Source organism: Polaromonas sp. P1_H6 (assembly GCF_056405195.1).
The window spans coordinates 1-25,611 of the sequence record NZ_JBFUCN010000018.1 but is presented as its reverse complement, the minus strand read 5'-3'; the positions used below and the strand labels follow the sequence as shown (position 1 = coordinate 25,611).

29 protein-coding genes are annotated in these 25,611 nt (G+C 64.2%); 20 read left to right on the top strand and 9 right to left on the bottom strand.

Features of this window, described 5'->3' with window-relative positions; translation table 11 throughout:
- The first annotated feature begins 133 nt into the window (after positions 1–133).
- From AC1D1F_RS16555 to creD, 6 genes are all read left to right on the top strand, one after another.
- Complete coding sequence (locus tag AC1D1F_RS16555; RefSeq protein WP_477674957.1) at positions 134–1,270, top strand: MlaE family ABC transporter permease; 1,137 nt, start codon at positions 134–136, stop codon at positions 1,268–1,270.
- Positions 1,267–2,055: an ABC transporter ATP-binding protein gene (locus AC1D1F_RS16550; protein WP_477674956.1), complete on the top strand. Its 789-nt coding sequence runs from the start codon at positions 1,267–1,269 to the stop codon at positions 2,053–2,055. Before AC1D1F_RS16555 ends, AC1D1F_RS16550 begins: the two co-directional genes overlap by 4 nt.
- A 34-nt stretch (positions 2,056–2,089) precedes the next feature.
- Entirely contained in the window at positions 2,090–3,022 is a 933-nt protein-coding gene (locus AC1D1F_RS16545) for an MlaD family protein (RefSeq protein WP_477696983.1), read from the top strand.
- The gene (locus AC1D1F_RS16540; protein ID WP_477675010.1) at positions 3,022–3,705 is read left to right on the top strand and encodes an ABC-type transport auxiliary lipoprotein family protein; all 684 of its coding nucleotides are present in this window, start codon (positions 3,022–3,024) and stop codon (positions 3,703–3,705) included. Before AC1D1F_RS16545 ends, AC1D1F_RS16540 begins: the two co-directional genes overlap by 1 nt.
- 13 nt (positions 3,706–3,718) lie before the next feature.
- A complete protein-coding gene (locus AC1D1F_RS16535) occupies positions 3,719–4,321 on the top strand; it encodes a Crp/Fnr family transcriptional regulator (RefSeq protein ID WP_477674954.1) in 603 nt (200 codons plus the stop codon).
- A gap of 108 nt (positions 4,322–4,429) precedes the next feature.
- The gene (gene creD, locus AC1D1F_RS16530; protein ID WP_477674953.1) at positions 4,430–5,806 is read left to right on the top strand and encodes a cell envelope integrity protein CreD; all 1,377 of its coding nucleotides are present in this window, start codon (positions 4,430–4,432) and stop codon (positions 5,804–5,806) included.
- A 14-nt stretch (positions 5,807–5,820) separates the two neighbouring features.
- Here the strand turns inward: creD and creC are convergent, their stop codons facing one another.
- The 4 genes from creC to AC1D1F_RS16510 are packed head-to-tail and all read right to left on the bottom strand — an operon-like array spanning position 5,821 to position 9,353.
- Positions 5,821–7,212, bottom strand: coding sequence for a two-component system sensor histidine kinase CreC (gene creC / locus AC1D1F_RS16525; RefSeq protein WP_477696984.1), 1,392 nt, complete (start codon positions 7,210–7,212; stop codon positions 5,821–5,823).
- Between the two features lies 1 nt (position 7,213).
- Positions 7,214–7,912, bottom strand: a complete 699-nt coding sequence (creB, locus tag AC1D1F_RS16520; protein ID WP_477696989.1) for a two-component system response regulator CreB — start codon at positions 7,910–7,912, stop codon at positions 7,214–7,216.
- A 14-nt stretch (positions 7,913–7,926) separates the two neighbouring features.
- Positions 7,927–8,559, bottom strand: a complete 633-nt coding sequence (locus tag AC1D1F_RS16515; protein ID WP_436155785.1) for a MarC family protein — start codon at positions 8,557–8,559, stop codon at positions 7,927–7,929.
- A gap of 47 nt (positions 8,560–8,606) precedes the next feature.
- Complete coding sequence (locus tag AC1D1F_RS16510; protein ID WP_477674950.1) at positions 8,607–9,353, bottom strand: SDR family oxidoreductase; 747 nt, start codon at positions 9,351–9,353, stop codon at positions 8,607–8,609.
- 147 nt (positions 9,354–9,500) lie between these two features.
- Here AC1D1F_RS16510 and AC1D1F_RS16505 point away from each other — a divergent pair, with 147 nt between their 5' ends.
- The 4 genes from AC1D1F_RS16505 to AC1D1F_RS16490 all read left to right on the top strand — a co-directional run bounded on the left by AC1D1F_RS16505 (position 9,501) and on the right by AC1D1F_RS16490 (position 12,426).
- Positions 9,501–10,109 (top strand): DsbA family protein, encoded by a 609-nt coding sequence (locus tag AC1D1F_RS16505; protein ID WP_477674949.1) that lies wholly within the window; start codon positions 9,501–9,503, stop codon positions 10,107–10,109.
- A 64-nt stretch (positions 10,110–10,173) separates the two neighbouring features.
- Positions 10,174–10,863, top strand: coding sequence for a dienelactone hydrolase family protein (locus AC1D1F_RS16500; RefSeq protein WP_477674948.1), 690 nt, complete (start codon positions 10,174–10,176; stop codon positions 10,861–10,863).
- 93 nt (positions 10,864–10,956) lie between these two features.
- Positions 10,957–11,658, top strand: a complete 702-nt coding sequence (locus AC1D1F_RS16495) for an SDR family oxidoreductase (RefSeq protein ID WP_477674947.1) — start codon at positions 10,957–10,959, stop codon at positions 11,656–11,658.
- A 105-nt stretch (positions 11,659–11,763) separates the two neighbouring features.
- Positions 11,764–12,426 (top strand): glutathione S-transferase family protein, encoded by a 663-nt coding sequence (locus tag AC1D1F_RS16490; RefSeq protein WP_477675008.1) that lies wholly within the window; start codon positions 11,764–11,766, stop codon positions 12,424–12,426.
- 130 nt (positions 12,427–12,556) lie between these two features.
- Here AC1D1F_RS16490 and AC1D1F_RS16485 read toward each other — a convergent pair whose 3' ends face one another.
- From AC1D1F_RS16485 to hemB, 5 genes are read right to left on the bottom strand one after another with little or no spacing between them, the layout of a single operon-like run.
- Positions 12,557–13,099 carry a DUF1003 domain-containing protein gene (locus AC1D1F_RS16485; protein WP_477674946.1) on the bottom strand — a complete coding sequence of 181 codons (543 nt, stop codon included), beginning with the start codon at positions 13,097–13,099 and terminating at the stop codon, positions 12,557–12,559.
- Between the two features lie 36 nt (positions 13,100–13,135).
- Positions 13,136–13,894, bottom strand: a complete 759-nt coding sequence (locus AC1D1F_RS16480) for a DUF72 domain-containing protein (RefSeq protein WP_477700778.1) — start codon at positions 13,892–13,894, stop codon at positions 13,136–13,138.
- A gap of 14 nt (positions 13,895–13,908) precedes the next feature.
- Positions 13,909–14,517, bottom strand: coding sequence for a DUF2799 domain-containing protein (locus AC1D1F_RS16475; RefSeq protein WP_477674944.1), 609 nt, complete (start codon positions 14,515–14,517; stop codon positions 13,909–13,911).
- 40 nt (positions 14,518–14,557) lie between these two features.
- Positions 14,558–15,676 (bottom strand): magnesium transporter CorA family protein, encoded by a 1,119-nt coding sequence (locus AC1D1F_RS16470; protein WP_477674943.1) that lies wholly within the window; start codon positions 15,674–15,676, stop codon positions 14,558–14,560.
- A gap of 3 nt (positions 15,677–15,679) precedes the next feature.
- Positions 15,680–16,696 carry a porphobilinogen synthase gene (gene hemB, locus AC1D1F_RS16465; protein WP_477674942.1) on the bottom strand — a complete coding sequence of 339 codons (1,017 nt, stop codon included), beginning with the start codon at positions 16,694–16,696 and terminating at the stop codon, positions 15,680–15,682.
- Positions 16,697–17,222: 526 nt separating this feature from the next.
- Here hemB and AC1D1F_RS16460 point away from each other — a divergent pair.
- From AC1D1F_RS16460 to AC1D1F_RS16415, 10 genes are all read left to right on the top strand, one after another.
- Positions 17,223–17,651, top strand: a complete 429-nt coding sequence (locus tag AC1D1F_RS16460) for a CopD family protein (RefSeq protein ID WP_477674941.1) — start codon at positions 17,223–17,225, stop codon at positions 17,649–17,651.
- Between the two features lie 143 nt (positions 17,652–17,794).
- Positions 17,795–18,907: a VanZ family protein gene (locus AC1D1F_RS16455; RefSeq protein WP_477674940.1), complete on the top strand. Its 1,113-nt coding sequence runs from the start codon at positions 17,795–17,797 to the stop codon at positions 18,905–18,907.
- Positions 18,908–19,081: 174 nt separating this feature from the next.
- Positions 19,082–19,354: a DUF2798 domain-containing protein gene (locus AC1D1F_RS16450; RefSeq protein ID WP_477674939.1), complete on the top strand. Its 273-nt coding sequence runs from the start codon at positions 19,082–19,084 to the stop codon at positions 19,352–19,354.
- A 43-nt stretch (positions 19,355–19,397) separates the two neighbouring features.
- Entirely contained in the window at positions 19,398–19,736 is a 339-nt protein-coding gene (locus AC1D1F_RS16445) for a (2Fe-2S) ferredoxin domain-containing protein (protein ID WP_477654288.1), read from the top strand.
- Positions 19,737–19,759: 23 nt separating this feature from the next.
- Positions 19,760–20,401: an alpha/beta hydrolase gene (locus tag AC1D1F_RS16440; RefSeq protein WP_477674938.1), complete on the top strand. Its 642-nt coding sequence runs from the start codon at positions 19,760–19,762 to the stop codon at positions 20,399–20,401.
- Between the two features lie 51 nt (positions 20,402–20,452).
- On the top strand, positions 20,453–21,670 hold the full coding sequence (locus AC1D1F_RS16435) for a D-alanyl-D-alanine carboxypeptidase family protein (RefSeq protein WP_477674937.1): 1,218 nt from the start codon (positions 20,453–20,455) through the stop codon (positions 21,668–21,670).
- Positions 21,671–21,920: 250 nt separating this feature from the next.
- Positions 21,921–22,298 (top strand): 30S ribosomal protein S12, encoded by a 378-nt coding sequence (gene rpsL, locus AC1D1F_RS16430; protein ID WP_092130055.1) that lies wholly within the window; start codon positions 21,921–21,923, stop codon positions 22,296–22,298.
- Positions 22,299–22,522: 224 nt separating this feature from the next.
- A complete protein-coding gene (gene rpsG / locus AC1D1F_RS16425; RefSeq protein WP_011481226.1) occupies positions 22,523–22,996 on the top strand; it encodes a 30S ribosomal protein S7 in 474 nt (157 codons plus the stop codon).
- Between the two features lie 222 nt (positions 22,997–23,218).
- Positions 23,219–25,321 (top strand): elongation factor G, encoded by a 2,103-nt coding sequence (gene fusA / locus AC1D1F_RS16420; RefSeq protein WP_411880788.1) that lies wholly within the window; start codon positions 23,219–23,221, stop codon positions 25,319–25,321.
- A 146-nt stretch (positions 25,322–25,467) separates the two neighbouring features.
- A partial coding sequence (locus tag AC1D1F_RS16415) for a GTP-binding protein (protein WP_477664961.1) occupies positions 25,468–25,611 on the top strand: 144 nt, incomplete at its 3' end.

Genomic DNA, 25,611 nt, shown 5'->3' with positions numbered 1-25,611 from the left:
TGAGGGCCGAGTCCTGGTGTAGGACCAAGGCGACAGCGGTTGGCGCACGGTCGGCAATGGTGTTTTCAGCAGTTACCATGCAACTTTGTGTTTCGTACATTGCAAACTGCCGGTTCGCGCCTGGCTTGACTGAATGCTTATGGAAGACTCCACGCCCCGCATCGAACAGCAGGACACGCCGCAAGGCCGGCTGTTTGTCGTGCAAGGTGCGTGGACGGCCGCCGGCCTCACCGGTGAGGCCGTGTGGGAAGCGCTGACCGTGCAGCTCCAGGGATTCGGCGGCGCCTCCTCTTCTCAGGCTGGCTGGAATCTTGAACAGGTCGGCAAACTCGACCACCTGGGCGCGCAGGTGCTGTGGAACCACTGGGGCCGTAACTGGCCGGCGCAGCTGCAGGCCGAGCCCAGCCAGCGCGCGGTGCTGGAAACCGTCGCCAAATTCAGCACCGACCCGCCCAAACCCCGAAAGACCGACTGGAGCGAACCCTTCATCCTGCTGGGCACCCGCGTGCTGCGGTTGCTGGACCACCTCAAGGGCCTGGTGCGCCTGATCGGGCAGCTGTTGCTGGACATCATCCGCCTGGTACGGCGTCCGCATGAAGGTCCCTGGCGCGACCTCTCGGGCCACTTGTTTCATATCGGCGCCACCGCGCTGCCGATCACCGCGCTGGTGGGCTTCCTGATCGGTGTGGTGCTGGCCTACCTGATCTCGCAGCAGCTGCGCCAGTTTGGCGCCGACGCCTTCATCGTCAACATCCTGGGCATCTCGCTGATCCGCGAACTCGGTCCGGTGCTGGCCGCCATCCTGATCGCCGGGCGCAGCGGCTCGGCCATTACCGCGCAGATCGGCGTGATGCGCGTCACCGAGGAACTCGATGCCATGCGCGTCATGGGCATCCCGCGCGGCTTTCGCCTGGTCATGCCACGCGCGCTGGCATTGGCGGTGGTGATGCCGCTGATCAGCGTCTGGACCACCATCGCCGCCTTGCTGGGCGGCATGCTGGCGGCCGACATTTCGATGGATGTCACACCGGCCTACTTCATCAATTCGCTGCCGGCCGCGGTCGACGTGGCCAACCTCTCGCTGGCCACAGCCAAGTCGGTGGTGTTCGGCGTGCTGATCGCGCTGATCGGCTGCCACTACGGCCTGCGCGTCAAGCCCAACACCGAAAGCCTGGGGCAGGGGACGACGGCCTCGGTGGTGACCTCCATCACCGTCGTGATCCTGGTCGATGCTCTGTTCGCCGTTCTCTTTAAAAGTGTCGGTATATGAGTGAAGCCATCGTCGACATCAAAAAACTTTGGACCGTGTTCCCCAACGGCGAGAAAAAAGCCGTGGTGCACAAGGACCTGGACCTCAGCGTGCAGCGCGGCGAGGTGCTGTCCCTGGTCGGCGGTTCGGGTACCGGCAAGACAGTGCTGCTGCGCCAGATGCTGGGCCTGGAGAAGCCGACGCAGGGCGAGATCACCGTGCTGGGCCGGCCGGCGGCCGAGCTCGGCAAGCAGGGCGCGGCCAGCCGCGTCGGCATGCTGTTTCAGCAGGGGGCGCTGTTCTCGGCCTTCACCGTGCTGGAGAACATCGCCTTTCCGCTGCGCGAACTCAAGACTTTGCCGCGCGCGCTGGTCCATGAGGCGGCCATGGTCAAGCTGCAGATGGTGGGCTTGGGCCCCGACGCGGCCGACAAGATGCCCAGCGACCTCTCGGGCGGCATGGTCAAGCGGGTGGCGCTGGCACGCGCCCTGATCATGGACCCGCCGCTGCTGCTGCTCGACGAGCCCACCGCCGGGCTGGACCCGGAAAGCTCCGACAGCTTCGTCTCGCTGCTGCGCTCACTGCACCGCGACATGGAACTCACGGTGGTGATGGTGACGCACGACCTGGACACGCTGTTCGAGCTCAGCACCCGCATCGCGGTGCTCGCCGAGCAGAAGGTCATCGTCAACGATGTGCCCAAGGAGGTGGTGGCTTTTCCGCACCCCTTCATCCACGAATTTTTCCTCGGCGAAAGGGGGCAGCGCGCGATGGAGTTACTGCGCGAGTATCCCTTTACTGTATGAGCACACATCCTCAATTTGAAGAGAGGCATTGACCATGGAAAACAAAGCCCATGCCATGGCCGCCGGTGCATTTGTACTGGTGGTCACCGCCCTGCTGGCCCTGCTGGCGATCTGGCTCACGCGCGACAACACCCAGCGCGACCTCTACGACATGAGCACCGGCGAAACCGTCTCCGGCCTGCAGCCGCAGGCGGCGGTGCGTTTTCGCGGCGTGCCGGTGGGCAAGGTCGAGCTCATAGGCTTCGATACCAAGGTCAAGGGCAATGTGCTGATCCGCGTGTCCATAGACCGCAGCGCGCCCGTCACCAAGTCCACTTTCGCCACCGTGGCCTCGCAGGGCGTCACCGGGCTGGGTTTCATCCAGCTCGACGACGACGGCAAGTCGGCCGAACGCCTGGCCGTCAACGATGACGATCCGCCGCGTATCCCGCTCAAGCCCGGCGGCCTGGACAAGCTGCTCAAGCAAAGCGAGGTGATCTTCAACCAGGTTGAGGAAGCCAGCACGCGGTTGAACAAGCTGCTGTCCGACGACAACCAGCAGGCCCTGACGGCGGCCGTCAAGCAGCTCGGCGATGCCGCCGGCAGCATAGACCGTGTCGCCAAAGGCCTGGAGCCGACGGTGGCCTCCTTGCCGGCCCTGTCCCGCAACACCACGGCCACGCTGAACTCCGTCAAGACCGCCGCGGACGACATCAGTGTGACCGCCACGCGCCTCAATGAAAAAGGCGGGCCGCTCGACAAGCTGTCCGAAGGAGGGACCGCGCTGGCCGCGGGCGTGGAAACCTTCAGCGCCGGCACGCTGCCCAAGCTCGGGGAGGTCGCCGACGAAACCGCGCGCGCCATGCGCCAGCTGCGCCGCACCGTGAGCGCGGTCGACGACAACCCGCAGTCGCTGATCTTCGGCAACGGCCCGCCTGTGCCCGGGCCGGGCGAACCCGGCTTTTCCGCCTCTGGAGTGAAAAAATGATGCGCGCTTTTCCTCAACCGTCTTCCAAACTATCATCGCGGGCCGCCGGCCTGGTGTGCGCGCTGCTGGCCGCCCTGGCGCTGGGCGCCTGCTCGGGCCTGCCCGACAAGCCGACGCGCGCCACCATGTACGACTTCGGGCCGGGCCCGCTCGCGACACCGCCCACGACGCGCCAGGCGCCGTTGCCCGCGCTGGCCCTGGACGACGTCTCGACCCCGGGCGGCGTGCTGGACAACATGGCCGTGCTATACCGCCTGAGCTATGCCGACGCGCAGCAGCTGCGCCCCTATTCGCAGGCGCGCTGGAGCATGCCGCCCGCGCAACTGGTGCGCCAGCGCGTGCGCCTGCAACTGGGCCAGCGCCGCGCCGTGTTCGACGCCGGGGCCAGTGTGGCGCTGAACCGCAGCCAGAACGCGGTGCTGCCGCTGCTGCTGCGCCTGGACCTCGAGGAATTCAGCCACCTGTTCACCGCGCCCAATACCAGCGTCGGCCTGATCCGGCTGCGCGCCACGCTGGTGGAAGTCACGCCGGCCGGCGACAAGCTGGTCGGCCAGCGCAACGTCATCGTGCAGCGGCCCGCACCCAGCAGCGACGCGCCCGGCGGCGTCCAGGCCCTGACGGCGGCCACCGACGCGGCCATCGAGGAGATCGACCAGTGGCTGCAGCAAACCCCCGCGCGCTGACGCGCCCTGCGCCATGAAAACGCTGGAAGAACAACTGGACGCCGCCGGGTTGCACGTCTTCGGCTGCTGCGAACGCCTGAGCGCCTACGGCCCCGACCTGCTGCAGACCTCGCAGCTGCTGCAGGATTTCACGCCCGCGGAGGCCGACATCCTGGGTGCGTCCATGCTGCTGGTACGCGCCGAGCCGGGCCAGGTGATGATCCGCGAGGGTGAGGCCGGCGACTGGATGATGCTGATCCTCAAGGGCACGGTCGACGTCACCAAGCGCCTGGAGTCGCCGGCCGATGCAGCCCAGGCCGAGGCTGATGGCGGCGCCGAAGCGGCGGTGTCGCGCGTGGCGGTGGTGCGCGGCGGCGCGGCGATCGGCGATATGTCCATGCTCGACAGCGAGCCGCGCTACGCCACCTGCACCGCCATCGAGGCGGTCGAGGCCGGCGTCTGGGGCCGCCACGAAATCGCCTTGCTGATCCGCGACCATCCCGGCGTGGGCGCCAAGCTGCTGGTCAAGATTACGCAGATGATGGCGCAGCGCCTGCGCAACACCAGCAACCAGCTGGTCAAATTGATACGCCGTCAAGCGGCCGCCCAGGCGCCGGAGCAGGTGCACCCGCACTGACGCTTTCCCCGGCTTCTTCACTCTCGCTTCACAGAGGCGGCCCGGATCTCATCCTGGCCTCACACAGGGTTTGCACACTTCCTCTCGTTGTTCAAACGAAAGGAAGCCATGAAACAAAAACTCCTCGCGCTGGCACTGGTGCTGGTCTTGCTGGTCCTCGCCTTGTTCCAGATCAGCGGAGTGGTGCACGACCGCCAGACCTACCGGCAGATTGCTATCCAGAGCGTGGCGCAGAGCCTGGCCGGCCCGCAGACTTTGACGGGCCCGCTGATCCATCGGGCTTGTACCGAGGAATGGGACGTCAAGTATGAGGGCAAGAAGGTGCAGACCGAGCGCCGTGAATTCCTGCTGGTGGCGGCACCGGCCTCCCTCACGCTCAAGGGCGGCAGCAAGCTCGAGGCGCGCGCCCGCGGCCTGCATGCGACGCAGGTGTTTAACCTCAAAGCCGACATCGTGGCTGAATGGACCGACACCGAAGTGCTCAAGCCCGTGTCCGAGCATGCCGGTTCGCGCATGAATTGCGGCCAGCCGCTGTTGATGATGGCTGTGTCCGACTCGCGCGGCATCCGGCATGCCAGCGTGAAAATCGGTGAGCAGGTGTTGGTGCTCAAACCCGGTACTTTTTACGGCAGCTACCCGCGCGGCGTGCACGCGCCATTGCCCATCACCATGGTGGGCGCGGCGCCGCTGCAGGCACAGCTGACGCTGGAGTTGGTGGGCACCGAAAGCATTTCAGTCGTGCCGCTGGGCGGTGACACCCGGGTGCAGATCACCTCCAACTGGCCGCACCCGAGTTTCGGCGGGCAGTTTTTGCCGGTGGACCGCAAGATCACGGACGACGGCTTTGAGGCCAGTTGGCGCGTCAGTTCCCTGGCCAGCACCGCGCAGCAGGACGTGACGCAAGTGGATGCGGGCAAGCGCAAGGCCGTTTGCCCGTCCTACAGCGACGGCTCGGTCCCCAGCGGTTGCGTCGAGGCTTTCAACGTGACCTTTGTCGATCCTTCCAACACCTATGCGCTCAGTGACCGGGCCACCAAGTACGGCCTGTTGTTCATCGGCCTCACCTTTTTAGCGGTGGGGCTGTTCGAGTTCATGAAATCGCTGCGCGTGCATCCGATCCAGTACCTGCTGGTCGGCGCCGCGATGAGCATGTTTTTCCTGCTGCTGGTGAGCCTCTCGGAGCACATGCCTTTTGAAACCGCCTACGCCATTGCTTCGACGGCCTGCGTGCTGCTGCTCACCTTTTACGCCAGCCACATGCTAGGCCGCTGGTCGCGCGGCCTGCCCTTCGGCCTGGGCATCGCCACGCTGTACGGCATGCTGTTTGTCTTGCTGCGGATGGAGCAAACCGCCTTGCTGCTGGGCGCCGTGGCCTTGTTCGCCGTGCTCGCCGCCATCATGATGCTGACGCGCCGCGTGGACTGGTATGCACGCTTCAAGCAGGCCGAACCGGCCAAACCTGGGCCTGCGAAGGTGGCAGGGTGATGGGCGCGGCCAGGCTAGAAGTACAGCTCGACCCGCAGGCCGGGCCGGGTGTTGCGCACTACCATGCGGCCGCCATGCAGCTGCATGATCTGCCGCACGATGGCCAGCCCCAGGCCCGAGCCCTTGGTGTGGCCGTCGGGGCGTACCGTCGAAAAGAAGCGTTCGCCCAGCCGGGGCAGGGCGTAGTCGGCCACGCCGGGGCCGCTGTCCTGTACGGCGATGCGATCCGGCCCGGCCTCCAGCGTGATGGTCGAGCCCTGGGGCGCGAACGAGCGCGCGTTTTCGAGCAGGTTGCTCAGCGCCAGGCCCAGCAGGCCGGGCTCCGCATGCACGCCGGCATGTTCCGGGCTGATTACGATTTTGACGACATGCTGGGCCCGGCCGCCCGCCGCCTCAAAGGGCTTGAGGACGCCGGCCCACAAAAGGCGCTCGCGCTCTACCTGTGCATGGCGCTGCTCCAGCTTCGTCAACTCGAGCATGCGGTCCACCAGCGCCTGCATGCGGGCGGACTGGGCCAGTACCTGCCCCGAAAACTCGCGGCGCGCGTCTTCGGGAAGCTCGTCCTGCAGCAGCTCGCCCGCGCCGCGGATCGCGGCGATCGGGCTCTTGAGCTCGTGCGTCAGCGCGCGCACGTAATCTTCTATGTACTCGTGGCCCTCGAGCTTCAGGCGCATGGCATCGACTGCCATGGCCAGCTCGCCAAGCTCGCCCGATATCTGCGGAACCGCGGGTTTGCCGCCCTGGCCGACGGCGTTGGCATAGCGGCGCAGCTTGCGAATGCTCCACACCACCCACAGCGTCACGGCCACGCCGATGGCCAGCGACAGCACCAGCAGCAGCGCGCCGCTTAGCAGGATTTTCCGCTCGGCCCGGTCTATGAAGGCCTGGATGGTGGACATCGGCTTGGCGACGGTCAGCACGCCGATGATCTTTCCGTCCCGCTGCACCGGTGCGGCCACGTACATCACCGAGGTGCGGTCGTCCTGCTGCACCTCGCGGGTGGCGCGCGCGCCGTATTCGCCGCGCAGGGTCAGGGCCACGTCGCGCCAGCGCGAATAATCCTGGCCGGTCGCCACGTTCTCGGAATCGAACACCACCTTGCCGCCCGCGTCGGTGATGTAAACACGGAAATCCAGCGACTGCTTGGCCAGGCCCCAGATCTGCGCGTCGATCGGCCGCCTGGCGTAGTTGCGCACATGGCCGGCAAAGCGGCCTTCGGCAATGGCGCCGGCCGCCAGGTCGTCGCCGGCCAGCTCGGCCAGGATGTTGGCGGTGTCCACCATCATGTCTTCCATGACTTCGCGGACGCTGGGTTTCACTTCAGCCACAAAGACGCGCAGCGTGAAAACCGCCGCCAGCCCGGTGACCAGGAAAAAACCGAACAGCAGGCGTATGCCCAGGCGCATCTCAATTCCCTTTGGCGCGGTCTATGTCCAAGGAATAGCCCATACCGCGATGCGTTGTGATGCAGTCATGCCCCGGCGCTATTTCCTGCAGTTTGGCCCGCAGGGTCTTGATGTGGGTGTCCACTGTGCGGTCCGTGCTGTCCGAGTCCGTTCCCCAGACCGCGCCCAGCAAGTCATCGCGTGAGCGGATGCGGCCACGATGCCGCAGCAGGTCGGCCAGCAGGCCGAACTCGCGGCGCGTCAGGTTGAGCGGGCGGCCGTGCAGGCTCACGCGCTGGCCCGCGAGGTCGATTTCGAAAGGGTTGCCCGCAAGCGCCGGCGCGGGGGCCGGCATGCGCGTGCGCCGCAGCAGGCTACGCACGCGCGCCAGCAATTCGCGCGGGCTGAAGGGCTTGCTCACGTAGTCGTCGGCGCCCAGCTCCAGCCCCAGGACGCGGTCAATCTCTTCGCCCTGGGCGCTGAGCATCAGCACCGGCAGGCTGCCGGCGGCGCGCAGCTCGCGGCAAAAATCCAGGCCGCTGCCGTCGGGCAGGCCCACGTCGAGGATCACGGCGTCGGGCGGCTGCCGGCTGATTTGAGCGCGGGCATCGCTAAGCAGCAGGCTGTGGGTGACGCTGAGGCCGTCGCGCTCCAGCGTGTAGATGATGGAGCGGGCAATCGCCGGGTCGTCTTCGACCAGCAGGATGCGCGCGCCAGCCATCTGCGTGAGGCCGTTCAAGAGCGCAGGATTGGGAACAGCTTCCCGAGGCCGTCGGCCATCACCTCGACGGACAGCGCGGCCAGGATCAGGCCCATCAAACGCGTCATCACGTTGATACCAGTCTTGCCCAGCACGCGGGCAATCGGCTCTGCCAGCGAAAAGCAGATCGCGGTGGCCAGGGCGATCACGATGCCGTAGCCGACCAGCATGGATAGCTGCAGGGCGGTCTTGGCTTTTTCGGCATAGATCACGACCGTGGACATGGTGGCTGGACCGGTCAGCAGCGGGATCGTCAGCGGCACCACGGCGATGCTGGCACCGCGCGCCGCCTTGGCCGCGCCGTCTTCCATTTCGTTGGTCTGGGGCTTGGCTTCGGCCGGCTGGGCGTTCAGCATGTTCATGGAGCTGATCAGCAGCAGCATGCCGCCGCCCACCTGGAAACTCGCCAGCGAGATGCTGAAGAAGTCGAGGATCTGCAAGCCCAGCAGCGCGCTGATCGCAATCACGACAAAGGCCGTGAAAGAGGCCACCAACACGGTGCGGCGGCGCTGCTCGTCGGAAAAATCCTGCGTGTAGTGGATGAAAAAGGGCACGATGGCCAGCGGGTTGACGATGGCCAGCAGCGTGACAAGCGGTTTGAAATCCATCGTTCTTCCTTAATGACAACTCAGTGGCAAGCGCGGTGGGGCCATCCCTACCTGCCCCCTGCTACGTCTAGCAGGGCGCCTGTTGTATAGCTTGCATTGTCGCCGAGCAACCAGACAATGGACTCCGCTACCTCGTCGGCGGTACCCGGCCGCTGCATGGGCACCTGGGGCGCCAGCTCGCGGGCGCGGTCGGGCAGGCCGCCCGAGGCGTGGATGTCGGTGTCAATGATGCCGGGGCGCACGGCGTTCACGCGTATGCCCTCGGTGGCGACTTCCTTGGCCAGTCCAACGGTGAAGGTGTCGATGGCCCCCTTGGCGGACGCGTAGTCCACATACTGGCCCGGGGCGCCCAGCCGCGCCGCCGCGCTGGAGACGTTGACGATGGAGCCGCCCGCGCCGCCGTGGCGGGTGCTCATGCGCTTGACGGCCTCGCGCGCGCAGAGGAAAGAGCCAAACACATTGATCTCGAACATGCGCCGCAGCCGCGCCAGGGTCATGGCGTCGACGCGGGTGGTGCGGTCCACCACGCCGGCGTTGTTGACCAGGCCGTCCAGCCGGCCGAGCTTGGCATCCACTTTCTCGAACATGGCCAGCACCTGCGCCTCATCGGCGACGTCGGCCTGGACCGTGATGGCCTGGCCGCCGGCCTGGCGGATCTGCCGCACCACTTCATCGGCCGCCAGCGAATTGCTGGCGTAGTTGACAGCCACCGCCCAGCCCTGGCGCGCCGCCAGCAGGGCCGACGCCGCGCCTATGCCGCGCGAGCCGCCCGTGATCAGAACAACTTTTGACAAACCACACCTCCAGCAAAAAATGGCAATCCCGGTTAAAAACAGGGGCTTGGCGGATCAATGTACCCTAAGCCGTACCTTGTGCAACGCCCGGCCGCCCGGCCGCCCGGCGGCGCGGAGCCCCATCCAGAGACCCTGACGGAGACAAACTTGAGCACCACTATTGATTACTATTTCACCCCGCAAAGCCCCTGGACCTACCTGGGCCACGAGCGCTTTGCGCAAATTGCCCGCGCGGCGGGCGCCACCGTGCGGGTGTTGCCCATAGACCTGGGCGGCAAGGTGTTCCCGATCTCCGGCGGGTTGCCGCTGGGCCAGCGCGCGCCGCAGCGCCAGGCCTACCGGCTGCTGGAGCTGCAGCGCTATTCGGACTACCTGCATGCGCCGCTGAACCTCAAGCCCAAGTACTTCCCGGTCTCCGGCGACGATGCCTCACGCCTCATCATCGCGGTGGACATGCATGACGGCAGCGAGGCCGCGATGAAAATTGGCGGCGCGATCTTCAGCGCCGTCTGGGTGCGTGAACGCCACATCGCCGACGAAAAGGTGCTGGCCGAGCTGCTCGCCGAATGCGGCATGCCCGCCGAGCGGCTGGAGCAGTCCTTCAGCCAGGCGGTACAGGAGCGCTATGAGGCCAACACCCAGCAGGCGATTGACGCCGGCGTGTTCGGCGCGCCCAGCTATGTCGTGGACGGGGAGCTGTTCTGGGGCCAGGACCGGCTTGATTTCGTCGAACGCAAACTGATGGCGGGCGCGTAGGCGCTTCGCCGGCTGATTGATTCATCCATCTATCGCACATCCATTCTTGAAGGAGCATCACGCCATGGGCCAATTCATCCAACTCACCGCGGCCGACGGTTTTTCCGTGCCGGCCTATGTCGCCAAACCCGAAGGCAAGCCGCGCGGCGGTGTTGTGGTGGTGCAGGAAATCTTCGGCGTCAATTCGCACATCCGCGCCGTCACCGACCGTTTCGCGGAACAGGGTTACCTGGCGGTGGCGCCCGCCACCTTTGAACGCGTCAAGCCCGGCGTCGACATGGGCTACAGCGAAGAAGACATGAAAGCCGGCTTTGAACTCAAAACCGCCGTCAGCGCCTTGCCCGGCGCCGGCGTGCTGCAAGACCTGCAGGCGGCGATAGACCATGCGGCCAAGGCCAGCGGCGGCAAGGTCGGCATCATCGGCTTTTGCTGGGGCGGCCTGCTGACCTGGCGCGCGGCCTGCCTGCTGGACGGGCTCTCCGCAGCGATCCCCTATTACGGTGGCGGCATCACGGCCGAGGAAGAAATCGAGCGTCAGCCCAAGTGCCCCGTCATGGCCCACTTCGGTGACCAGGACCACTGGATTCCCATGGAAGGCATTGAGGCTTTCACCAAGGCGCATCCGGAGGTCGAGGTGCATGTTTACCCGGCCAACCACGGCTTTAACTGCGACCAGCGCGGCTCCTACAACGAGGCGGCGGCCAAGCTGGCGCGTGAGCGTTCGCTGGCCTTTTTCGCCGCGAAGCTGGGCTGAAGAGGCGGTTTATCGGCGTGGTTGGGCTGCCTGTAAATTTCATGGAAATATGCGCGGCAACGAACTGCTGCGCTAGCCCGCAGGGAGAGTGGAATGAAATACATCGTTGTAGGCGGTACTTCGGGCATCGGCCTGGCGACCGCGAAGCTGGCGCTGGACGCCGGTCATGAGGTGGTGGTGGCTGGGCGCGACCCGGCCAAATTTTCCGCCGCGCAGGCCTTGGGTGTCCAGGCGCGGCAACTTGATGCCGGTGATGCGGCAGCCTGCGCTGTGTTCTTCAAGGCAGAAGGCGGTTTTGACCATCTGGTGCTGAGCGTCTCCGGCTCCTCAGGCGCGGGCTTGTTCCGTGAGTTGAACCTGTCCGAGTTGCGCAAGGGCTTTGAAGGCAAATTCTGGCCGCAGCTGCAGTGCGCCCAGGCTGCCCTGCCGACCCTGAAAGCGGATGGATCCATCACCTTCGTTGGCGCCATTTCTTCGCGCGCCTTGCAGCCTGGCACTTCGGGCCTGGCAGCGATCAATGCGGCGTTGGAAGCAATGGTGCCGGTGCTCGCCTCCGAGCTCAGGCCCTTGCGTGTCAATGCCCTGGTGCCTGGCGTAGTCGATACCCCCTGGTGGTCGCGGGTGCCGGAGGCCGCACGAGCCAAACTGTTTGAAGAGCTGGCCAGCAAGGTGCCCGCCGGCCGAGTCGGCAAGCCCGAAGACCTGGCGGCAGCGCTAATGCTGTTGACCACCAACACTTTCATCACCGGCACCATCCTCGACTGCGACGGCGGCTGGAAATTAAAGAGCTCCTGAGGGCTCCAGCCAAGCGGGGCCGGGGGGCGGCCGGGCCGCGGGCGGGCGACCCCTCGGGGGTGGGGCGCTGCACGAAGTGAGCGACCCTAGGGGCACAATATGTTTATGTACCAACTCCACTTCTCTCCAAGTTCCGCGGCCATGGCGCCCCACATCCTGCTTCAGGAACTGGGCGTTCCGTTTGAAAAAGTCCTGGTCGACACCAGCACGGGCGCCCACCGCTCGGAGGCCTACCGCAAACTCAATCCCAATGGCCTGATCCCGACGCTGGTCGATGGCGATCTGGTGCTCTACGAAACCGCGGCGATCTGCCTGCACCTGTGCGACAGGCATCCCGAGGCCGGCCTGGCCCCGGCGCTGGGCACGGCGGAGCGCGCGCATTTCTACAAGTGGCTGGTCTGGCTGACCAACACCGTGCAATCCACCTTGATCATTTATTTCTACACCGACCGCTGGATGGATGCGGGCAACAGCGCGGGCGTGGCCGAACTGAAGTCTCATGCCGAGGCCAAGGTCGGCCTGATGCTGGACCAGCTGGACGCGGAGCTCGCCCGGCTGGAAAAAATGCAGGACCAGCCCTGGCTGCTAGGCGCGAACTATTCGGCGGTGGACATCTATACGCTGACCTTGTGCCGCTGGACGCGCAACTTCGCATCCAAGCCGGCGCGTGACCGCACGCACCTGGGTGCCTATTTGAAGCGTGCGCTGGCACGCCCCGCGGTGATCAAGGCCTTCGAGGCCGAAGGGCTGGCCCAGCCCTGGGTCTGAGGCGGAGCCACTCACAAAACCCTCCTGGCGTTGTTGCGCCGCCTTGCCGTACTGGTGTACTGTCTGCGGCGACGCGCCTAGCCAGGACCGCTTCGCTGGATTTTGTAAGCGGCTCTTAGGAGTGGGGAGTCTACTTCGGCGGGTTCTCGTTCTGCGCCTGCTCGATCTGGGCCACCAGCTTTTCCGGGTCGGTGTCTTCCTTGAGGATGCGAACGTCCGGATCGGGGGCGTCGGCGCCCACTTTTTTGGCGATGCGCTCCAGCATCTGGATCATCTTGGTGTTTTCCTGCTCGGTCAGCAAGTTGATCTGCAAATCGAGCTGGTTGCGCCTGTCGCTGACGCGCAGTTCGTAGTTCTGGCTGATCAGGATGAAGGACGACAGGAAAATCGCTTCGAGCGACACCACCAGCGTGAGGAAGGTGAAGGGGTAGGGGTCCCAATGTCCCAGCCCCGGCCACGTGTTGAAGGCAATCCAGCATGCGAAGGCGGCCACATGCAGCCAGACAAAAGGCATGGAGCCGCAGAAGCCGGCGATGAAGGCGGCCATGCGGTCGGCGCGGCTGCGGTTGGCCATCGCCATTTCTTCCACGCGCCGCATGGACTGAACGTTTTCGCGGGTGAGGTCGTCCGCGCAGACCTTGGGCGGGGTCTTCCCGCTGAAGCGGTTTTTCATGTGTCCTCCTTTCGCAGGCGGCGCGGGCCGGCGGAATCAGCGCCGCGCCAGTCCCCGTGCGAGGTACAGGGCGTCAGGCACCGCGGCGCCGCTGGCTGTATTGTCGAAGACGCACCAGGCCGAGGCGTCAGACGCCGCCGCGCGTTTGAGCCGGACAAGCAGCGCATCGAGCACGTCCGGCGCATAGGCCGAGTAATACATGCGCGGTGAGCCGTGCAAGCGCACATAGACCAGGGCCGGGTCGCCGCCGGGCGCGCGGCCCGCGTCGAACAGCACCGGGTCGGCCAGTACGCGGGCGATTTTCAGTTCTTTCAGCAAACCGTCGACCGGCGCCGTGAACCAGCTCTCGTGGCGCGGCTCCAGCGCGACGTTGCCAGCGTGGCGCCGGCGCAGCCCGGCCAGAAAATCGCCGGCCGAGGCTGCGTCGAAAGCCAGGCTGGGCGGCAGTTGCACCAGCAGGCAGCCGAGCTTTTCGCCAAGGCAATTGGCCTGCTCGAGGAAGGCATCCAGCAGGCTTTCGCCGCCGTGCAGGCGTTTTTCATGGGTGAGGGTCTTGGGCAACTTGACGGAAAAGCGGAAATCCGCGGGAACGCTGCCGGCCCAGCGCGCGTAGGTGGCCGGCTGGTGCGGGCGGTAAAAGGAGGAGTTGATCTCCACCGCGTTAAAGCGCGCGGCATAGCGCTCCAGGTGGCTGCCGTGTTCGGGAAATTCCGGCCAGGTTTCGCGCGGCAGGCTCCAGCCCGCGCAGCCCACCCGCACGCCCGCGATTGCGCTGGGCCGGGTGCCGGGCTGCATGGGGGACTCTTGCGTCAGTACTGGCCGCGCTGGCGCATGTCGCTGCGCAGGCGGTCGAGTTGGTAGCCGGCGTCGCGCACCGCGTAGCGGGCTTCTTCAATGCGGCGGTCCGAGCGTGAGAGCTGCTCGCGCAGCGTGCGCTTGCGGTCATCGGCGGTTTTGCTGTCGCGCAGCTCCGCCTCCATCTGGTCCTGTTCGCGCTGCAGCCGCGCCAGGTTTTTCCGGGCCTCCTGGTCGCGCCAGGCGATGCCGTGGATGTTGCGGAAGTTCTGGTCCATGGGCGCGGGGCACACGCCCTCGTAACTGTTGCCGGCCAGGCCTTCGTTGAGGGCGTTGGCCAGCTGGCAGTAGCTTTGCAGGCCCTGGGTGCGGCCCGCGCGGTAGACCGCCACATTCACGGGCACGCCGGCCTTGCTGCAGGATTCGTAGTAGTCGGCGGCGCGATCGGTGCGGCCGCGGCTGCCGTCCTGCACGCCGAGCTGGCGCCAGTCGGCGGTGGCGCATTCGGCGGGGCTCAGGCTTTCGCAGCCGGCCAGCAGGGCCGAGACCGCCAGCATGACCGGCCAGGTCGCTCGCGGCAGGGAAGCGCCAGCGAAGACGAGGCGGATGAAGGCAGCGGGCATGGCGGTGTCTCCTGCGAATGGACTGGGGATTGCGGCGCGGCTAGCCGCGGGTGCGGGCTATGTATTGCTTGCGCCAGAACACCGTCCCGACCACGGCGACGATCAGGACCATGAAGCCGAAGGTCCACCAGAAGCCCTTGCTGGTGTGGAGAAAGGGCATGAATTCGAAATTCATGCCGAAGAAGCCGGTGATCAGGTTCAGCGGCAGGAAGATGGCGGTCAGCGCCGTGAGCGTGCGCATGATGTCGTTGGTGCGGTTGCTTTGCGCCGAAAAATGCATCTGCACGGCGGTCTCGGCGCTCTGCTCCATGCGGCGCACGTGGTGGACCACGCGCTCGATATGCTCCAGAACGTCGCGCGAGCGCACCTTGAGCAGTTCGCGTTCGCGCACCGCGGCGGGCGTCACACCCTCGGGCCAGGTTTCCACGGAGTCGATCCAGTCTTGCACGGCCGAGCGCTGGTCCTCGCAGATTTCGTCCAGCTGGTGCATGGCCAGCCGCGCGTCGAGCACCGAGCTCCAGTTGGTAAAGCGCGTGCCGGGCCGGAGCAGTTCGGACTGCCAGTGGTCGAGCTGGCGCGTGAGTTCGCGCCTGAGTTCCAGGTAGCCGTCCACGATCTGGTTGACGATGCGCAGCATCATGTCGGCGGGGCTGGCGGGCAGCTTGACGCCGCTGGAGCGGGACTCGGCCGTGGTGGCGTTCAGCAGCCGTGACGCGTAGGCATCGCGCACCGCGCAATCGGCGGGATGCACGGTCAGCAGCAACTTGTCGAACACGGCGAAGCCGACCGGACTGGTGTCTATGCGCTTGAGCACCGGTGGCCCGCCGCGTTTCATGCGCTCCTGCAGCGGTTCACCGGGCCGGCTGGGGTCGGTCTCGGTCTGGCCGGCCGCCAGGCGGCGGAACACCAGGATGTCGTACTGCGAGGTGTAGTCGTAGTGCGAGGGCAACTGGTTGTTCAGCAGGTCGGAGACATGCAGGTCCACCAGTTGGGTGCCGCACAGCAGTTGCAGGCTGGCCTGGATCTGGGCCTGCAGCACCTCGAACTCGCGGCGGGCGCATGCGATCCAGACAAAGCCCTGGGCGGGCAGCTGGGCCGGCAGGGCGTCGGTTTCGGTGACCCCCGAGCTGCCGCCGGCGCTGATGGTGAAAACGCGCACCGCTCAGCCTTGCCGCAGCTTGCGGGCGGCGTCGATGGCGAAATAGGTCAGCACGCCGTCGGCGCCGGCGCGCTTGAAAGCCAGCAGGCTTTCCATCATGACGGCGTCGTGGTCCAGCCAGCCGTTCTGCGCGGCGGCTTTCATCATGGCGTATTCGCCGCTGACCTGGTAGGCGAAGGTGGGCACCTTGAACTCGTCCTTCACGCGGCGCACGATGTCCAGGTAGGGCATGCCGGGCTTGACCATCACCATGTCGGCGCCTTCGGCGATGTCCATGGCCACCTCGCGCAAGGCTTCGTCGCTGTTGCCCGGGTCCATCTGGTAGACCTTTTTGTCGGCCTTGCCGAGGTTGCCGGCCGAGCCGACCGCATCGCGAAAGGGGCCGTAGAAGGCGCTCGCGTATTTGGCGCTGTAGGCCATGATGCGGGTGTGGATCAGCTTTTTCGCTTCCAGTGCCTGGCGAATGGCGCCTATGCGGCCGTCCATCATGTCGCTGGGCGCGACCATGTCGACGCCGGCCTCGGCCTGGCACATCGCCTGCCTGACCAGCATCGCCACCGTCTCTTCATTCAGGATGTAACCGTTTTCGTCCGGCAGGCCGTCCTGGCCGTGCGTGGTGAAAGGGTCCAGTGCGACATCGGTCATCACGCCCAGGCCGGGGAAATTCTTCTTGAGTTCGCGCACCACGCGTGGAATCAAGCCGTCCGGGTTGGTGGCTTCCTTGCCGTCATAGGTCTTGAGCGAGGCATCCACCACCGGAAACAGCGCCATGACCGGAATGCCCAGCTTCACGCACTCTTCGGCCACCGGCAGCAGCAAGTCCAGGCTCAAGCGTTCAACTCCGGGCATGGAGGCAACCGGCTGGCGCTGCTGTTTGCCGTCCACCACAAATACCGGATAAATCAGGTCGCTTGGAGTAAGTGTGTGCTCGCGCACCAGATTGCGGGTGAAGGCATCGCGACGCAGGCGACGGGGGCGGCCCGCCGGAAAGGGGGCGAAGTTGGAGGCGTGGAAAGTCATGGGCAAATTGTGCCAAAGCTTTAGCAAGCTGTTCACTGTTTAAACGCGGCCCGGTGAAAACCGGGAAGGGCTTTCACGAACGCCATGAAGTACCTGGCGCGCGGTCCCTGCTTGGTTGCGCTTGCCCAGCTTTACATGAAAGTTTCTTAGGTTGCTTATTAAATCATTGCCAAGGGCCGACGGCGGTGGTTAGAATTAATACGTGTGGTTACCAATTTGGCAGCTACATCCCGCTTTTCCTCCCTGAGCGGGGCCTTTGCGTGTGACAGCAAAAAGGCTTGCCAGCCCGGTGGCCCAGCGCCCCGGGCATTTTTTTGCCCCCGCGCATTCATAAATCCGTTTGCCGGGCGAATCGCTGCGTTGCGCGGTGCTCGGAATCCTCATGCACTGGAGTGCATTCCGGTGTCCTGCGCTCCGGGCGCCTTGCGCTTCATCCCGGTAAACGGATTTCTGAACGCGCGGACATTGCGCTTCAACTTCCGATGCGTCGGAACTGAGGATGACGAGCTGCGGACTAAACTACCTCATGCTCTGGGTCAAATCACTCCACATCGTTTTTATCGCCAGCTGGTTTGCCGGGCTGTTTTATTTGCCGCGCATTTTTGTGAACCTGGCGATGGTGCCGCCGGAAAGTGTGGCGGAGCGTGAGCGCCTGGTCCTGATGGCGCGCAAGCTGATGCGGTTCACGACCATCCTGGCCGTGCCGGCGCTGGCTTTTGGCCTATGGCTGTACCTGGGTTACGGCATAGGCCGCGGGCCGGGCAACGGCTGGATGCATGCCAAGCTGGCCGTGGTGGCGCTGGTGATCGGCTACCACCACGCCTGCGGCCGCCTGCTGGCAAAGCTCGTCGCCAACCGCAATACACGCAGCCACAAGTGGTTTCGCTGGTTCAATGAAGTGCCGGTGCTGTTGTTATTAGCGGCGGTCATTCTGGTGGTGGTCAAGCCTTTCTAGGATCACAACCGGGCAAAACAGTGAAGAAGGCCCCTCCCAAACCAGCAGACGCGGGCGAACCGGCTTCGCCGGGCGCCTCGCGTCGTCACCTGCAAGGGGAAAAGGCACTACACGAAGCGAAGCGCAGTGAGAACGATAGGGGTGTGCCACATCCAGGGGGTGTTCACAAGACCACTGCCTGGCCGCTCGCGCTGGCCGCCATCTGCCTGATTGTTTACGCCAGCCTTTATCCCTTCGCGGACTGGCGCGACCAGGGCATTTCTCCCTTTCGCTTCCTGACGGCGCCGCTGCCGCAGTACTGGACGGGTTTTGACGTGGGCGCCAACCTGCTGGGTTACGCGCCGCTGGGTTTTTTACTGGCGCTGTCGGCCTTGCGCAGCCGGCGTGTCTCCTGGGCTGTGACGGTGGCGGTGCTGGCCTGCGGCCTGCTGTCGCTGGCGATGGAGACACTGCAAAGCTACCTGCCGTCGCGTATCCCCTCCAATGTCGACCTGCTGCTCAATACGCTGGGTGCGTGGCTGGGCGCGTGCTTTGCCTGGGCCCTGGAAAAGACCGGCGTGGTGGACCGCTGGGGCCGCTTTCGGGCGCGCTGGTTTGCCCAGGACGCGCGGGGTGCGCTGGTGCTGCTGCTGCTCTGGCCGATGGCCCTGCTGTTTCCGGCGTCCGTGCCTATGGGCCTGGGGCAGGTGTTCGAGCGGCTGGAGGCGGCCCTGGCCGATGTTCTGACGGACACGCCTTTCCTGCAGTGGATGCCGGTGCGCGATGTGGAGCTGCAGCCCCTGGTGCCCATCGCGGAGCTGATCTGCGTGGCGCTGGGTGCGCTGATTCCCTGCCTGCTCGGCTATTGCGTGATTCGCACGCTCTGGCAACGGACGGCGTTCTCGGCGGCGGCGATCGCGGCGGGTATTGGCGCGTCGGCGCTGTCCGCCGCCCTGAGTTACGGGCCTGACCACGCCTGGGCCTGGCTGGACATCCCGGTGCAGGCGGGCATTGGCCTGGCGGCCGTGTTGGCGTTGCTGCTGCTGGCAGTGCCGCGCCGCGCCGCTGCGGCACTTACGTTGCTGGCGCTGGCCATCCATCTGGGGCTGCTCAACCAGGCGCCCGCGGACCCCTACTTCGCGCAGACGCTGCAGACCTGGGAGCAGGGCCGCTTCATCCGTTTTCACGGGGTGGTGCAATGGCTGGGCTGGCTCTGGCCGTATGCGGCTTTGCTTTACGTGCTGGTGCGGCTGTCGGGCCGCGAACCGCGGGCCTGATGCCGCAATCGCCGTCTTCTGCTACTATCGCAGCGCGATCTCCCTCAAGAGTTGCCGTAAGCGTTTACGTCAATCAATGCGCCTACCACCGCCGGCCATGCCGGGCGTGTGTTTTCCCTTTGGCCTTCCGGCCGCGGGAAAGGCGCCTTGACTGGACGGCTTATGGAAACATGTATGAACTCTTCGAAATCTTCATCGCGTACCCTTTTCGGTTTTTCCAAACTCCCCGCACGCAGCGCGCGCTGGGTCACACCCTTGCTGCTGTCGCTTTTCATGACTTGCATCGTCTCCCTCATCAGCACGCTCAAGGGCGTGGGGATCACGCCCGGCGTCCTGCGCACCTGGCTGGGCGCCTGGGCCATTTCCTGGGTCATTGCCTTCCCGACTTTGCTGCTGCTTCTCCCGCTGGTGAGGAAGGCGACGGCCTTCGTCGTCGAGGCCGCCTGAGCCTGCGGAACATATCGAACACAACATCCTCTAAAGTCACTGCATGCCTGAACAAAATTCCTATTACGAACGCCATATCTTCTTTTGCCTGAACCAGCGTGCCAACGGCGAAGACTGCTGCGCCGACCACCGCGCGCAGGAAGGCTTTGATCGCTGCAAGTCGCAGGTCAAGGCCGCCGGGCTGGCCGGGCCGGGCAAGGTGCGGGTCAACAAGGCCGGCTGCCTGGACCGCTGCGCCGCCGGCCCGGTGGCCGTCGTCTACCCGGAAGCAGTCTGGTACACCTATGTGGACGCCAGCGACATCGACGAAATCGTCGAGTCGCATCTCAAGAACGGCAAGGTGGTTGAGCGCCTGCTCACACCCGCGCACCTGGGGCGCTAGGCCCCTCGATTGAAAGTGTTTCCGTGAACTCCCAAACCCAAAAATCCTTCATCGAAGGCCCGGCGGGCGCGCTTGAAGTCGCGCTGGACCTTCCCGCCGGCGCTTCGCGTGGCGTGGCGGTCATCGCGCATCCGCATCCGCTGTTTGCCGGCACCATGGACAACAAGGTGGTGCAGACGCTGGCGCGAGCCTTTGTGCACTGCGGATGGACGGCGGTGCGCTTTAACTTTCGAGGTGTGGGCGGCAGCGCCGGCAACCACGACGAAGGGCGGGGCGAGCTCGAGGATCTGCTGGCGGTGGTGGAGCACGCCGCGCCGGCAAGCGCCGCGCAGCCGCTGGCGCTTGCCGGATTTTCCTTCGGCGCTTTCGTCACCACCCATGCATTCCAGCGCCTGGCCGCCAGCCGCGACATCGAAAAGCTGGTGCTGGTCGGTACCAGCGTGACCCGTGCGCCGGCCGCGCCGATCGACGAGGCTGCGCACCTCAAGACCTTGGTCGTGCATGGAGAGCAGGACGACACCGTTCTGCTCTCCGCCGTGCTCGACTGGGCGCGCCCGCAGGCGCTGCCTGTTACGGTTGTCCCCGGGGGCGGCCATTTCTTTCATGGACAATTGCCCCTGTTGAAAAATCTCGTGGTTCGCCACCTGTCTTCGCCCCCAGCCTGACCCGCGCCGCCAGTCCTTTCGTTCAATTCCTACTTTTCAGCGATACCCCCAATGCAAGCTTCCCTCAAGGCTCCCCGACCCATCCAGGGCCCGCGCGCCTTCACCACCGCCGTTTTCCTGGTTCTCTCCGCGGTGCTGCCGCTGGCGCACGCCCAGGTGCCGCAAGCGCCGGAAATCGCCGCGCGCTCCTATTTGCTGCTGGATGTCACGGCCAACCAGATCCTGGCCGCAAAGGACATCGACTCCCCGGTCGAACCGGCTTCGCTGACCAAGCTGATGACCGAATACCTGGTGTTCGACGCGCTCAAGTCCAAGAAGATCAACCTCAAGCAGACCTTCGGTGTCAGCGAACGCGCCTGGAAAATGCCGGGCTCGCGCATGTTCATCGACCCGAAAATGCAGGTGCCCGTCGAGGACCTCATCAAGGGCATGGTGGTGCAGTCGGGCAATGACGCCACCATGGCGCTGGCTGAAGGCGTGGGCGGCACAGCCGAGCATTTCGTGCAGCTCATGAACGAGCAGGCCAAGGCCCTGGGCATGAAATCGACTTCCTACAAGAACCCCGAAGGCCTGACAGAACCCGGCCACACCACCACGGCGCGCGACTTGAGCATCCTGGCCACGCGCCTGATGACGGATTTCCCCGATTACATCGGCTATTCGGCTATCAAGAAATACCGCTATCCCGGCACGCCGGTGGCCAATGACACCAACCGCAATACCCTGCTGTTCCGCGACCCGACCGTGGACGGCCTCAAAACCGGCCATACCGACGCCGCCGGCTACTGCATGATCGCCACGGCCAAGCGCGACTTTCCCAACCTGGGCGCTGCCGGCGCGCCGGGCGGGCGGCGCCTGCTGGCCATCGTGCTGGGCACATCCAGCGACAGCGCCCGCGCCAATGAGTCGCAGAAACTGCTGAACTGGGGCTACACCGCCTACGAAGCCGTGAAGCTGTTTGACGCTGGCCAGGCCGTAGTTACGCCGTCCGTCTGGAAGGGCAAGTCGTCCACCGTGAAGCTGGGCCGCCCCCAAGCCATCGTGGTAGCGGTCGCCGCCGGCAGCGCGCCCAAGGTCAAAACCCAGGTGGCCCGGCCCGACCCACTGGTGGCGCCTTTCACCAAAGGGCAGGCACTCGGCACACTCAAGGTGATGCTGGGCGACAACCCGGCGCCGGTGGCCGAAGTGCCGCTGGTCGCGCTGGAAACGGTGGAAGAGGCCGGCATTCTGGGCCGCGCCTGGGATGCTATCCGGCTCTGGATTAAATAGCTTCTGCGGCAACTTGATCGGAGTGGGCGCTAACATTCTTCTGGATTGAGCTCGTAAGGGCTGCAAAACCCGGGAAAAGCGTTGGGTTTGCGAGGGCCTGCCTGCGAACAGGCTTGGCGCCCGTCGCCTTTTGCTTGAGCGTTTTCCCTAACCGGTTTATACTAGAAGGCTTTTCCGCTTTCACGGCGGGAAATATTTGTGGCCGTATCAACACGGTAAATCAGTTTTCAGACGTTTAGGGACGTTATCAATGCCAACCATTAATCAGTTAGTCCGTCAGGGGCGCGAGGTCGAAAAGATCAAGTCCAAGAGCCCTGCGATGGAGAATTCTCCACAGCGCCGCGGTGTGTGCACCCGTGTGTACACCACGACGCCTAAAAAGCCCAATTCCGCTCTGCGTAAGGTCGCCAAAGTGCGCCTGACCAACGGTTTTGAAATCATTTCCTACATCGGCGGCGAAGGCCACAACCTGCAGGAACACAGCGTGGTGCTGGTTCGCGGCGGTCGTGTCAAGGACTTGCCCGGTGTGCGTTACCACATCGTCCGTGGTTCGCTCGACTTGCAAGGCGTGAAAGACCGCAAGCAGTCGCGCTCCAAGTACGGTGCGAAGAAGCCAAAGGCCAAATAAGCCAAACCGGCTCGGGTTTTCTCTTCACTGAGAGCTCGCGCCAGAAGAAGTTGTCACGGAAGTCTGTGATAGTTCTTCAAAAACAGGTGTTTCACTCGCCCTGGCAGGTGTTTGAAACGAAGTGACCCAAGCGCAAATAGTTGTGCCGGTCGAGTAAGTGAGGGTTTTGATAACTCTCGCGGTGTTGCCAAAGGCAATGCCAACTGAAGCAAAGAGGTGAAAAAATGCCACGTCGTCGCGAAGTCCCTAAACGTGAAATTCTTCCTGATCCGAAATTTGGTGATGTTGATCTCGCCAAGTTCATGAACGTGATCATGCAAGGCGGCAAAAAGGCCGTCGCAGAGCGCATCATTTATGGCGCGCTCGACTTTATCGAGAAAAAGAACCCCGGCAAAGATCCGCTCGAGGCCTTCCATATGGCCATCGGCAACATCAAGCCCATGGTTGAAGTGAAGTCCCGCCGCGTCGGCGGCGCCAACTACCAGGTGCCGGTTGAAGTGCGTCCCGTCCGCCGTATGGCCCTGGCCATGCGCTGGTTGAAGGAAGCCGCCAAGAAGCGTGGCGAGAAGTCCATGTCCCTGCGCCTGGCCAACGAGCTGATGGAAGCGACCGAAGGCCGCGGCGGTGCCATGAAAAAGCGTGACGAAGTTCACCGCATGGCAGAAGCCAACAAGGCATTCAGCCACTTCCGCTTCTAATTTTCGATTGCAGTATTTGCTGCGCTGAATTGACGGGTTGCCGGGCGGTTTCAAGGTGATGTCACCTTGATTGCCGGCGGTTCAACCCCAATTTCTGCCAGCCGGGTGTCGTGCACAACATCACTTCCGGCCGGCAGACGCGTAGAAAAAATGAAAGACTGCCCGGGTGCCGGGCAGTCTTTCAACGAGTCTTTGTTCGTAACCCCGAACTGAAAGTAATTTATGTCCCGCGCTACCCCCATTTCACAATACCGCAACATCGGCATTTCCGCGCACATTGATGCCGGCAAGACCACCACCACCGAGCGGATCCTTTTTTACACCGGCGTGAACCACAAGATTGGTGAAGTTCACGACGGCGCGGCCACCATGGACTGGATGGAGCAAGAGCAGGAGCGCGGCATCACGATTACCTCCGCCGCCACGACCTGCTTCTGGAAAGGCATGGACACGTCCCTGCCCGAGCACCGCATCAACATCATCGACACCCCGGGCCACGTGGACTTCACCATCGAGGTGGAGCGTTCCATGCGCGTGCTCGACGGCGCCTGCATGGTGTACTGCGCCGTGGGCGGCGTTCAGCCCCAGTCTGAAACCGTCTGGCGCCAGGCCAACAAGTACAAGGTTCCCCGCCTCGCGTTCGTCAACAAGATGGACCGCACCGGTGCGAACTTCTTCAAGGTCGTCGAACAGATGAAGCTGCGCCTGAAGGCCAGCCCCGTGCCCATGGTCATCCCCATCGGCGCCGAAGAAAACTTCACCGGCGTGGTCGACCTGCTGAAAATGAAGGCCATCATCTGGGACGAAGCTTCGCAAGGCATGAAGTTCACCTACAGCGACATCCCCGCCGAGCTCGTCGAGCTGGCCAAGGAGTGGCGCGAGAAGATGGTCGAAGCCGCCGCCGAGTCGTCCGAAGAGCTCATGAACAAGTACCTTGAAGAAGGCGACCTGACCGAAGCTGAAATCAAGCTGGGCATCCGTACGCGTACCATCGCCAGCGAAATCCAGCCGATGTACTGTGGTTCTGCGTTCAAGAACAAGGGCGTGCAGCGCATGCTGGACGCCGTGATTGAATTTATGCCGTCGCCGATCGACATTCCACCCGTCAAGGGCATGGACGAAGACGAAGCGCCCGTTACCCGCAAGGCTGACGACGAAGAGAAGTTCTCTGCGCTCGCTTTCAAGCTGATGACCGACCCGTTTGTCGGTCAGTTGACCTTCGTGCGCGTTTACTCCGGCGTCCTGAAAAAGGGCGACAGCGTCTACAACCCGATCAAGGGCAAGAAAGAGCGTATCGGCCGTATCGTGCAGATGCACGCCAACAACCGTGAAGAAGTCAGCGAAATCCGCGCCGGCGACATTGCGGCCTGCGTGGGCCTCAAAGATGTGACCACCGGCGAAACCCTGTGCGATCCCGATGCCATCGTCATGCTCGAGCGCATGGTGTTCCCTGAGCCTGTGATTACCCAGGCCGTGGAACCCAAGACCAAGGCCGACCAGGAAAAAATGGGCATTGCGCTGCAACGTCTGGCACAGGAAGATCCTTCTTTCCGCGTCAAGACCGACGAAGAGTCCGGCCAGACCCTGATCGCCGGTATGGGCGAGCTGCATCTGGAAATTATTGTCGACCGCATGAAGCGCGAATTCGGCGTGGAAGCCAACGTGGGCAAGCCGCAAGTGGCTTACCGCGAAACCATCCGCAAGACTGTGGAAGACGCCGAGGGCAAGTTTGTGCGCCAGTCCGGCGGCAAGGGCCAGTACGGCCACGTCGTGCTGAAGATTGAACCCAACGAAGCCGGCAAGGGTATTGAATTTGTCGACGCCATCAAGGGCGGTGTGGTTCCTCGTGAATACATCCCCGCGGTGGAAAAGGGCATCAACGAAGCCGTCACGTCCGGCGTGCTGGCCGGCTACCCGGTGGTCGACGTCAAGGTCACGCTGCACTTCGGTTCGTACCACGATGTGGACTCGAACGAACTCGCGTTCAAGATGGCGGCCATCTTCGGTTTCAAGGAAGGCTGCCGCAAGGCCAGCCCCGTGATCCTGGAGCCCATGATGGCCGTTGAGGTGGAAACGCCTGAAGACTACGCCGGCAACGTGATGGGCGATCTGTCCTCACGCCGCGGCATGGTGCAGGGCATGGAAGACATGGTCGGTGGCGGCAAGGCCATCAAGGCAGAAGTGCCCCTGTCCGAAATGTTCGGTTATTCGACGACGCTGCGTTCGATGTCGCAGGGCCGTGCAACGTACTCCATGGAGTTCAAGCACTACTCTGAAGCCCCGCGCAACGTGTCGGAAGCCATCATGGCTTCGCGCGCCAAGTAAAAACGTCAGCTGCCGGTCCCTTGTGGGGCTGGCAGCTTTTTTCCTTGTCTGCGATTGTGTGCCACTTTGTACCCGTGCGAAGTGAATCAGCAACACAGTGCAGACGTTAAACCGTACACGGGCATGTTCTTTATCTGGAGAGAAAAATGGCAAAAGGCAAATTTGAGCGGACCAAGCCGCACGTCAACGTAGGCACGATTGGCCACGTGGACCATGGCAAGACGACGCTGACGGCGGCGATCACGACCGTTCTGGCGTCCAAGTTCGGCGGCGAAGCCAAGGGCTATGAC

Coding starts and splice junctions, on each gene's coding strand:
- AC1D1F_RS16540 (WP_477675010.1), top strand. CDS start 3,022: ATGCGCGCTTTTCCTCAACCGTCTTCCAAACTATCATCGCGGGCCGCC.
- AC1D1F_RS16480 (WP_477700778.1), bottom strand. CDS start 13,894: ATGCAGCCCGGCACCCGGCCCAGCGCAATCGCGGGCGTGCGGGTGGGC.
- AC1D1F_RS16485 (WP_477674946.1), bottom strand. CDS start 13,099: ATGAAAAACCGCTTCAGCGGGAAGACCCCGCCCAAGGTCTGCGCGGAC.
- AC1D1F_RS16515 (WP_436155785.1), bottom strand. CDS start 8,559: ATGGATTTCAAACCGCTTGTCACGCTGCTGGCCATCGTCAACCCGCTG.
- AC1D1F_RS16460 (WP_477674941.1), top strand. CDS start 17,223: ATGCTCTGGGTCAAATCACTCCACATCGTTTTTATCGCCAGCTGGTTT.
- fusA (WP_411880788.1), top strand. CDS start 23,219: ATGTCCCGCGCTACCCCCATTTCACAATACCGCAACATCGGCATTTCC.
- AC1D1F_RS16490 (WP_477675008.1), top strand. CDS start 11,764: ATGTACCAACTCCACTTCTCTCCAAGTTCCGCGGCCATGGCGCCCCAC.
- AC1D1F_RS16435 (WP_477674937.1), top strand. CDS start 20,453: ATGCAAGCTTCCCTCAAGGCTCCCCGACCCATCCAGGGCCCGCGCGCC.
- AC1D1F_RS16500 (WP_477674948.1), top strand. CDS start 10,174: ATGGGCCAATTCATCCAACTCACCGCGGCCGACGGTTTTTCCGTGCCG.
- AC1D1F_RS16475 (WP_477674944.1), bottom strand. CDS start 14,517: ATGCCCGCTGCCTTCATCCGCCTCGTCTTCGCTGGCGCTTCCCTGCCG.
- rpsL (WP_092130055.1), top strand. CDS start 21,921: ATGCCAACCATTAATCAGTTAGTCCGTCAGGGGCGCGAGGTCGAAAAG.
- creB (WP_477696989.1), bottom strand. CDS start 7,912: ATGGCTGGCGCGCGCATCCTGCTGGTCGAAGACGACCCGGCGATTGCC.
- AC1D1F_RS16545 (WP_477696983.1), top strand. CDS start 2,090: ATGGAAAACAAAGCCCATGCCATGGCCGCCGGTGCATTTGTACTGGTG.
- hemB (WP_477674942.1), bottom strand. CDS start 16,696: ATGACTTTCCACGCCTCCAACTTCGCCCCCTTTCCGGCGGGCCGCCCC.
- AC1D1F_RS16450 (WP_477674939.1), top strand. CDS start 19,082: ATGAACTCTTCGAAATCTTCATCGCGTACCCTTTTCGGTTTTTCCAAA.
- creC (WP_477696984.1), bottom strand. CDS start 7,212: ATGCGCCTGGGCATACGCCTGCTGTTCGGTTTTTTCCTGGTCACCGGG.
- AC1D1F_RS16550 (WP_477674956.1), top strand. CDS start 1,267: ATGAGTGAAGCCATCGTCGACATCAAAAAACTTTGGACCGTGTTCCCC.
- AC1D1F_RS16445 (WP_477654288.1), top strand. CDS start 19,398: ATGCCTGAACAAAATTCCTATTACGAACGCCATATCTTCTTTTGCCTG.
- AC1D1F_RS16495 (WP_477674947.1), top strand. CDS start 10,957: ATGAAATACATCGTTGTAGGCGGTACTTCGGGCATCGGCCTGGCGACC.
- AC1D1F_RS16555 (WP_477674957.1), top strand. CDS start 134: ATGCTTATGGAAGACTCCACGCCCCGCATCGAACAGCAGGACACGCCG.
- rpsG (WP_011481226.1), top strand. CDS start 22,523: ATGCCACGTCGTCGCGAAGTCCCTAAACGTGAAATTCTTCCTGATCCG.
- creD (WP_477674953.1), top strand. CDS start 4,430: ATGAAACAAAAACTCCTCGCGCTGGCACTGGTGCTGGTCTTGCTGGTC.
- AC1D1F_RS16535 (WP_477674954.1), top strand. CDS start 3,719: ATGAAAACGCTGGAAGAACAACTGGACGCCGCCGGGTTGCACGTCTTC.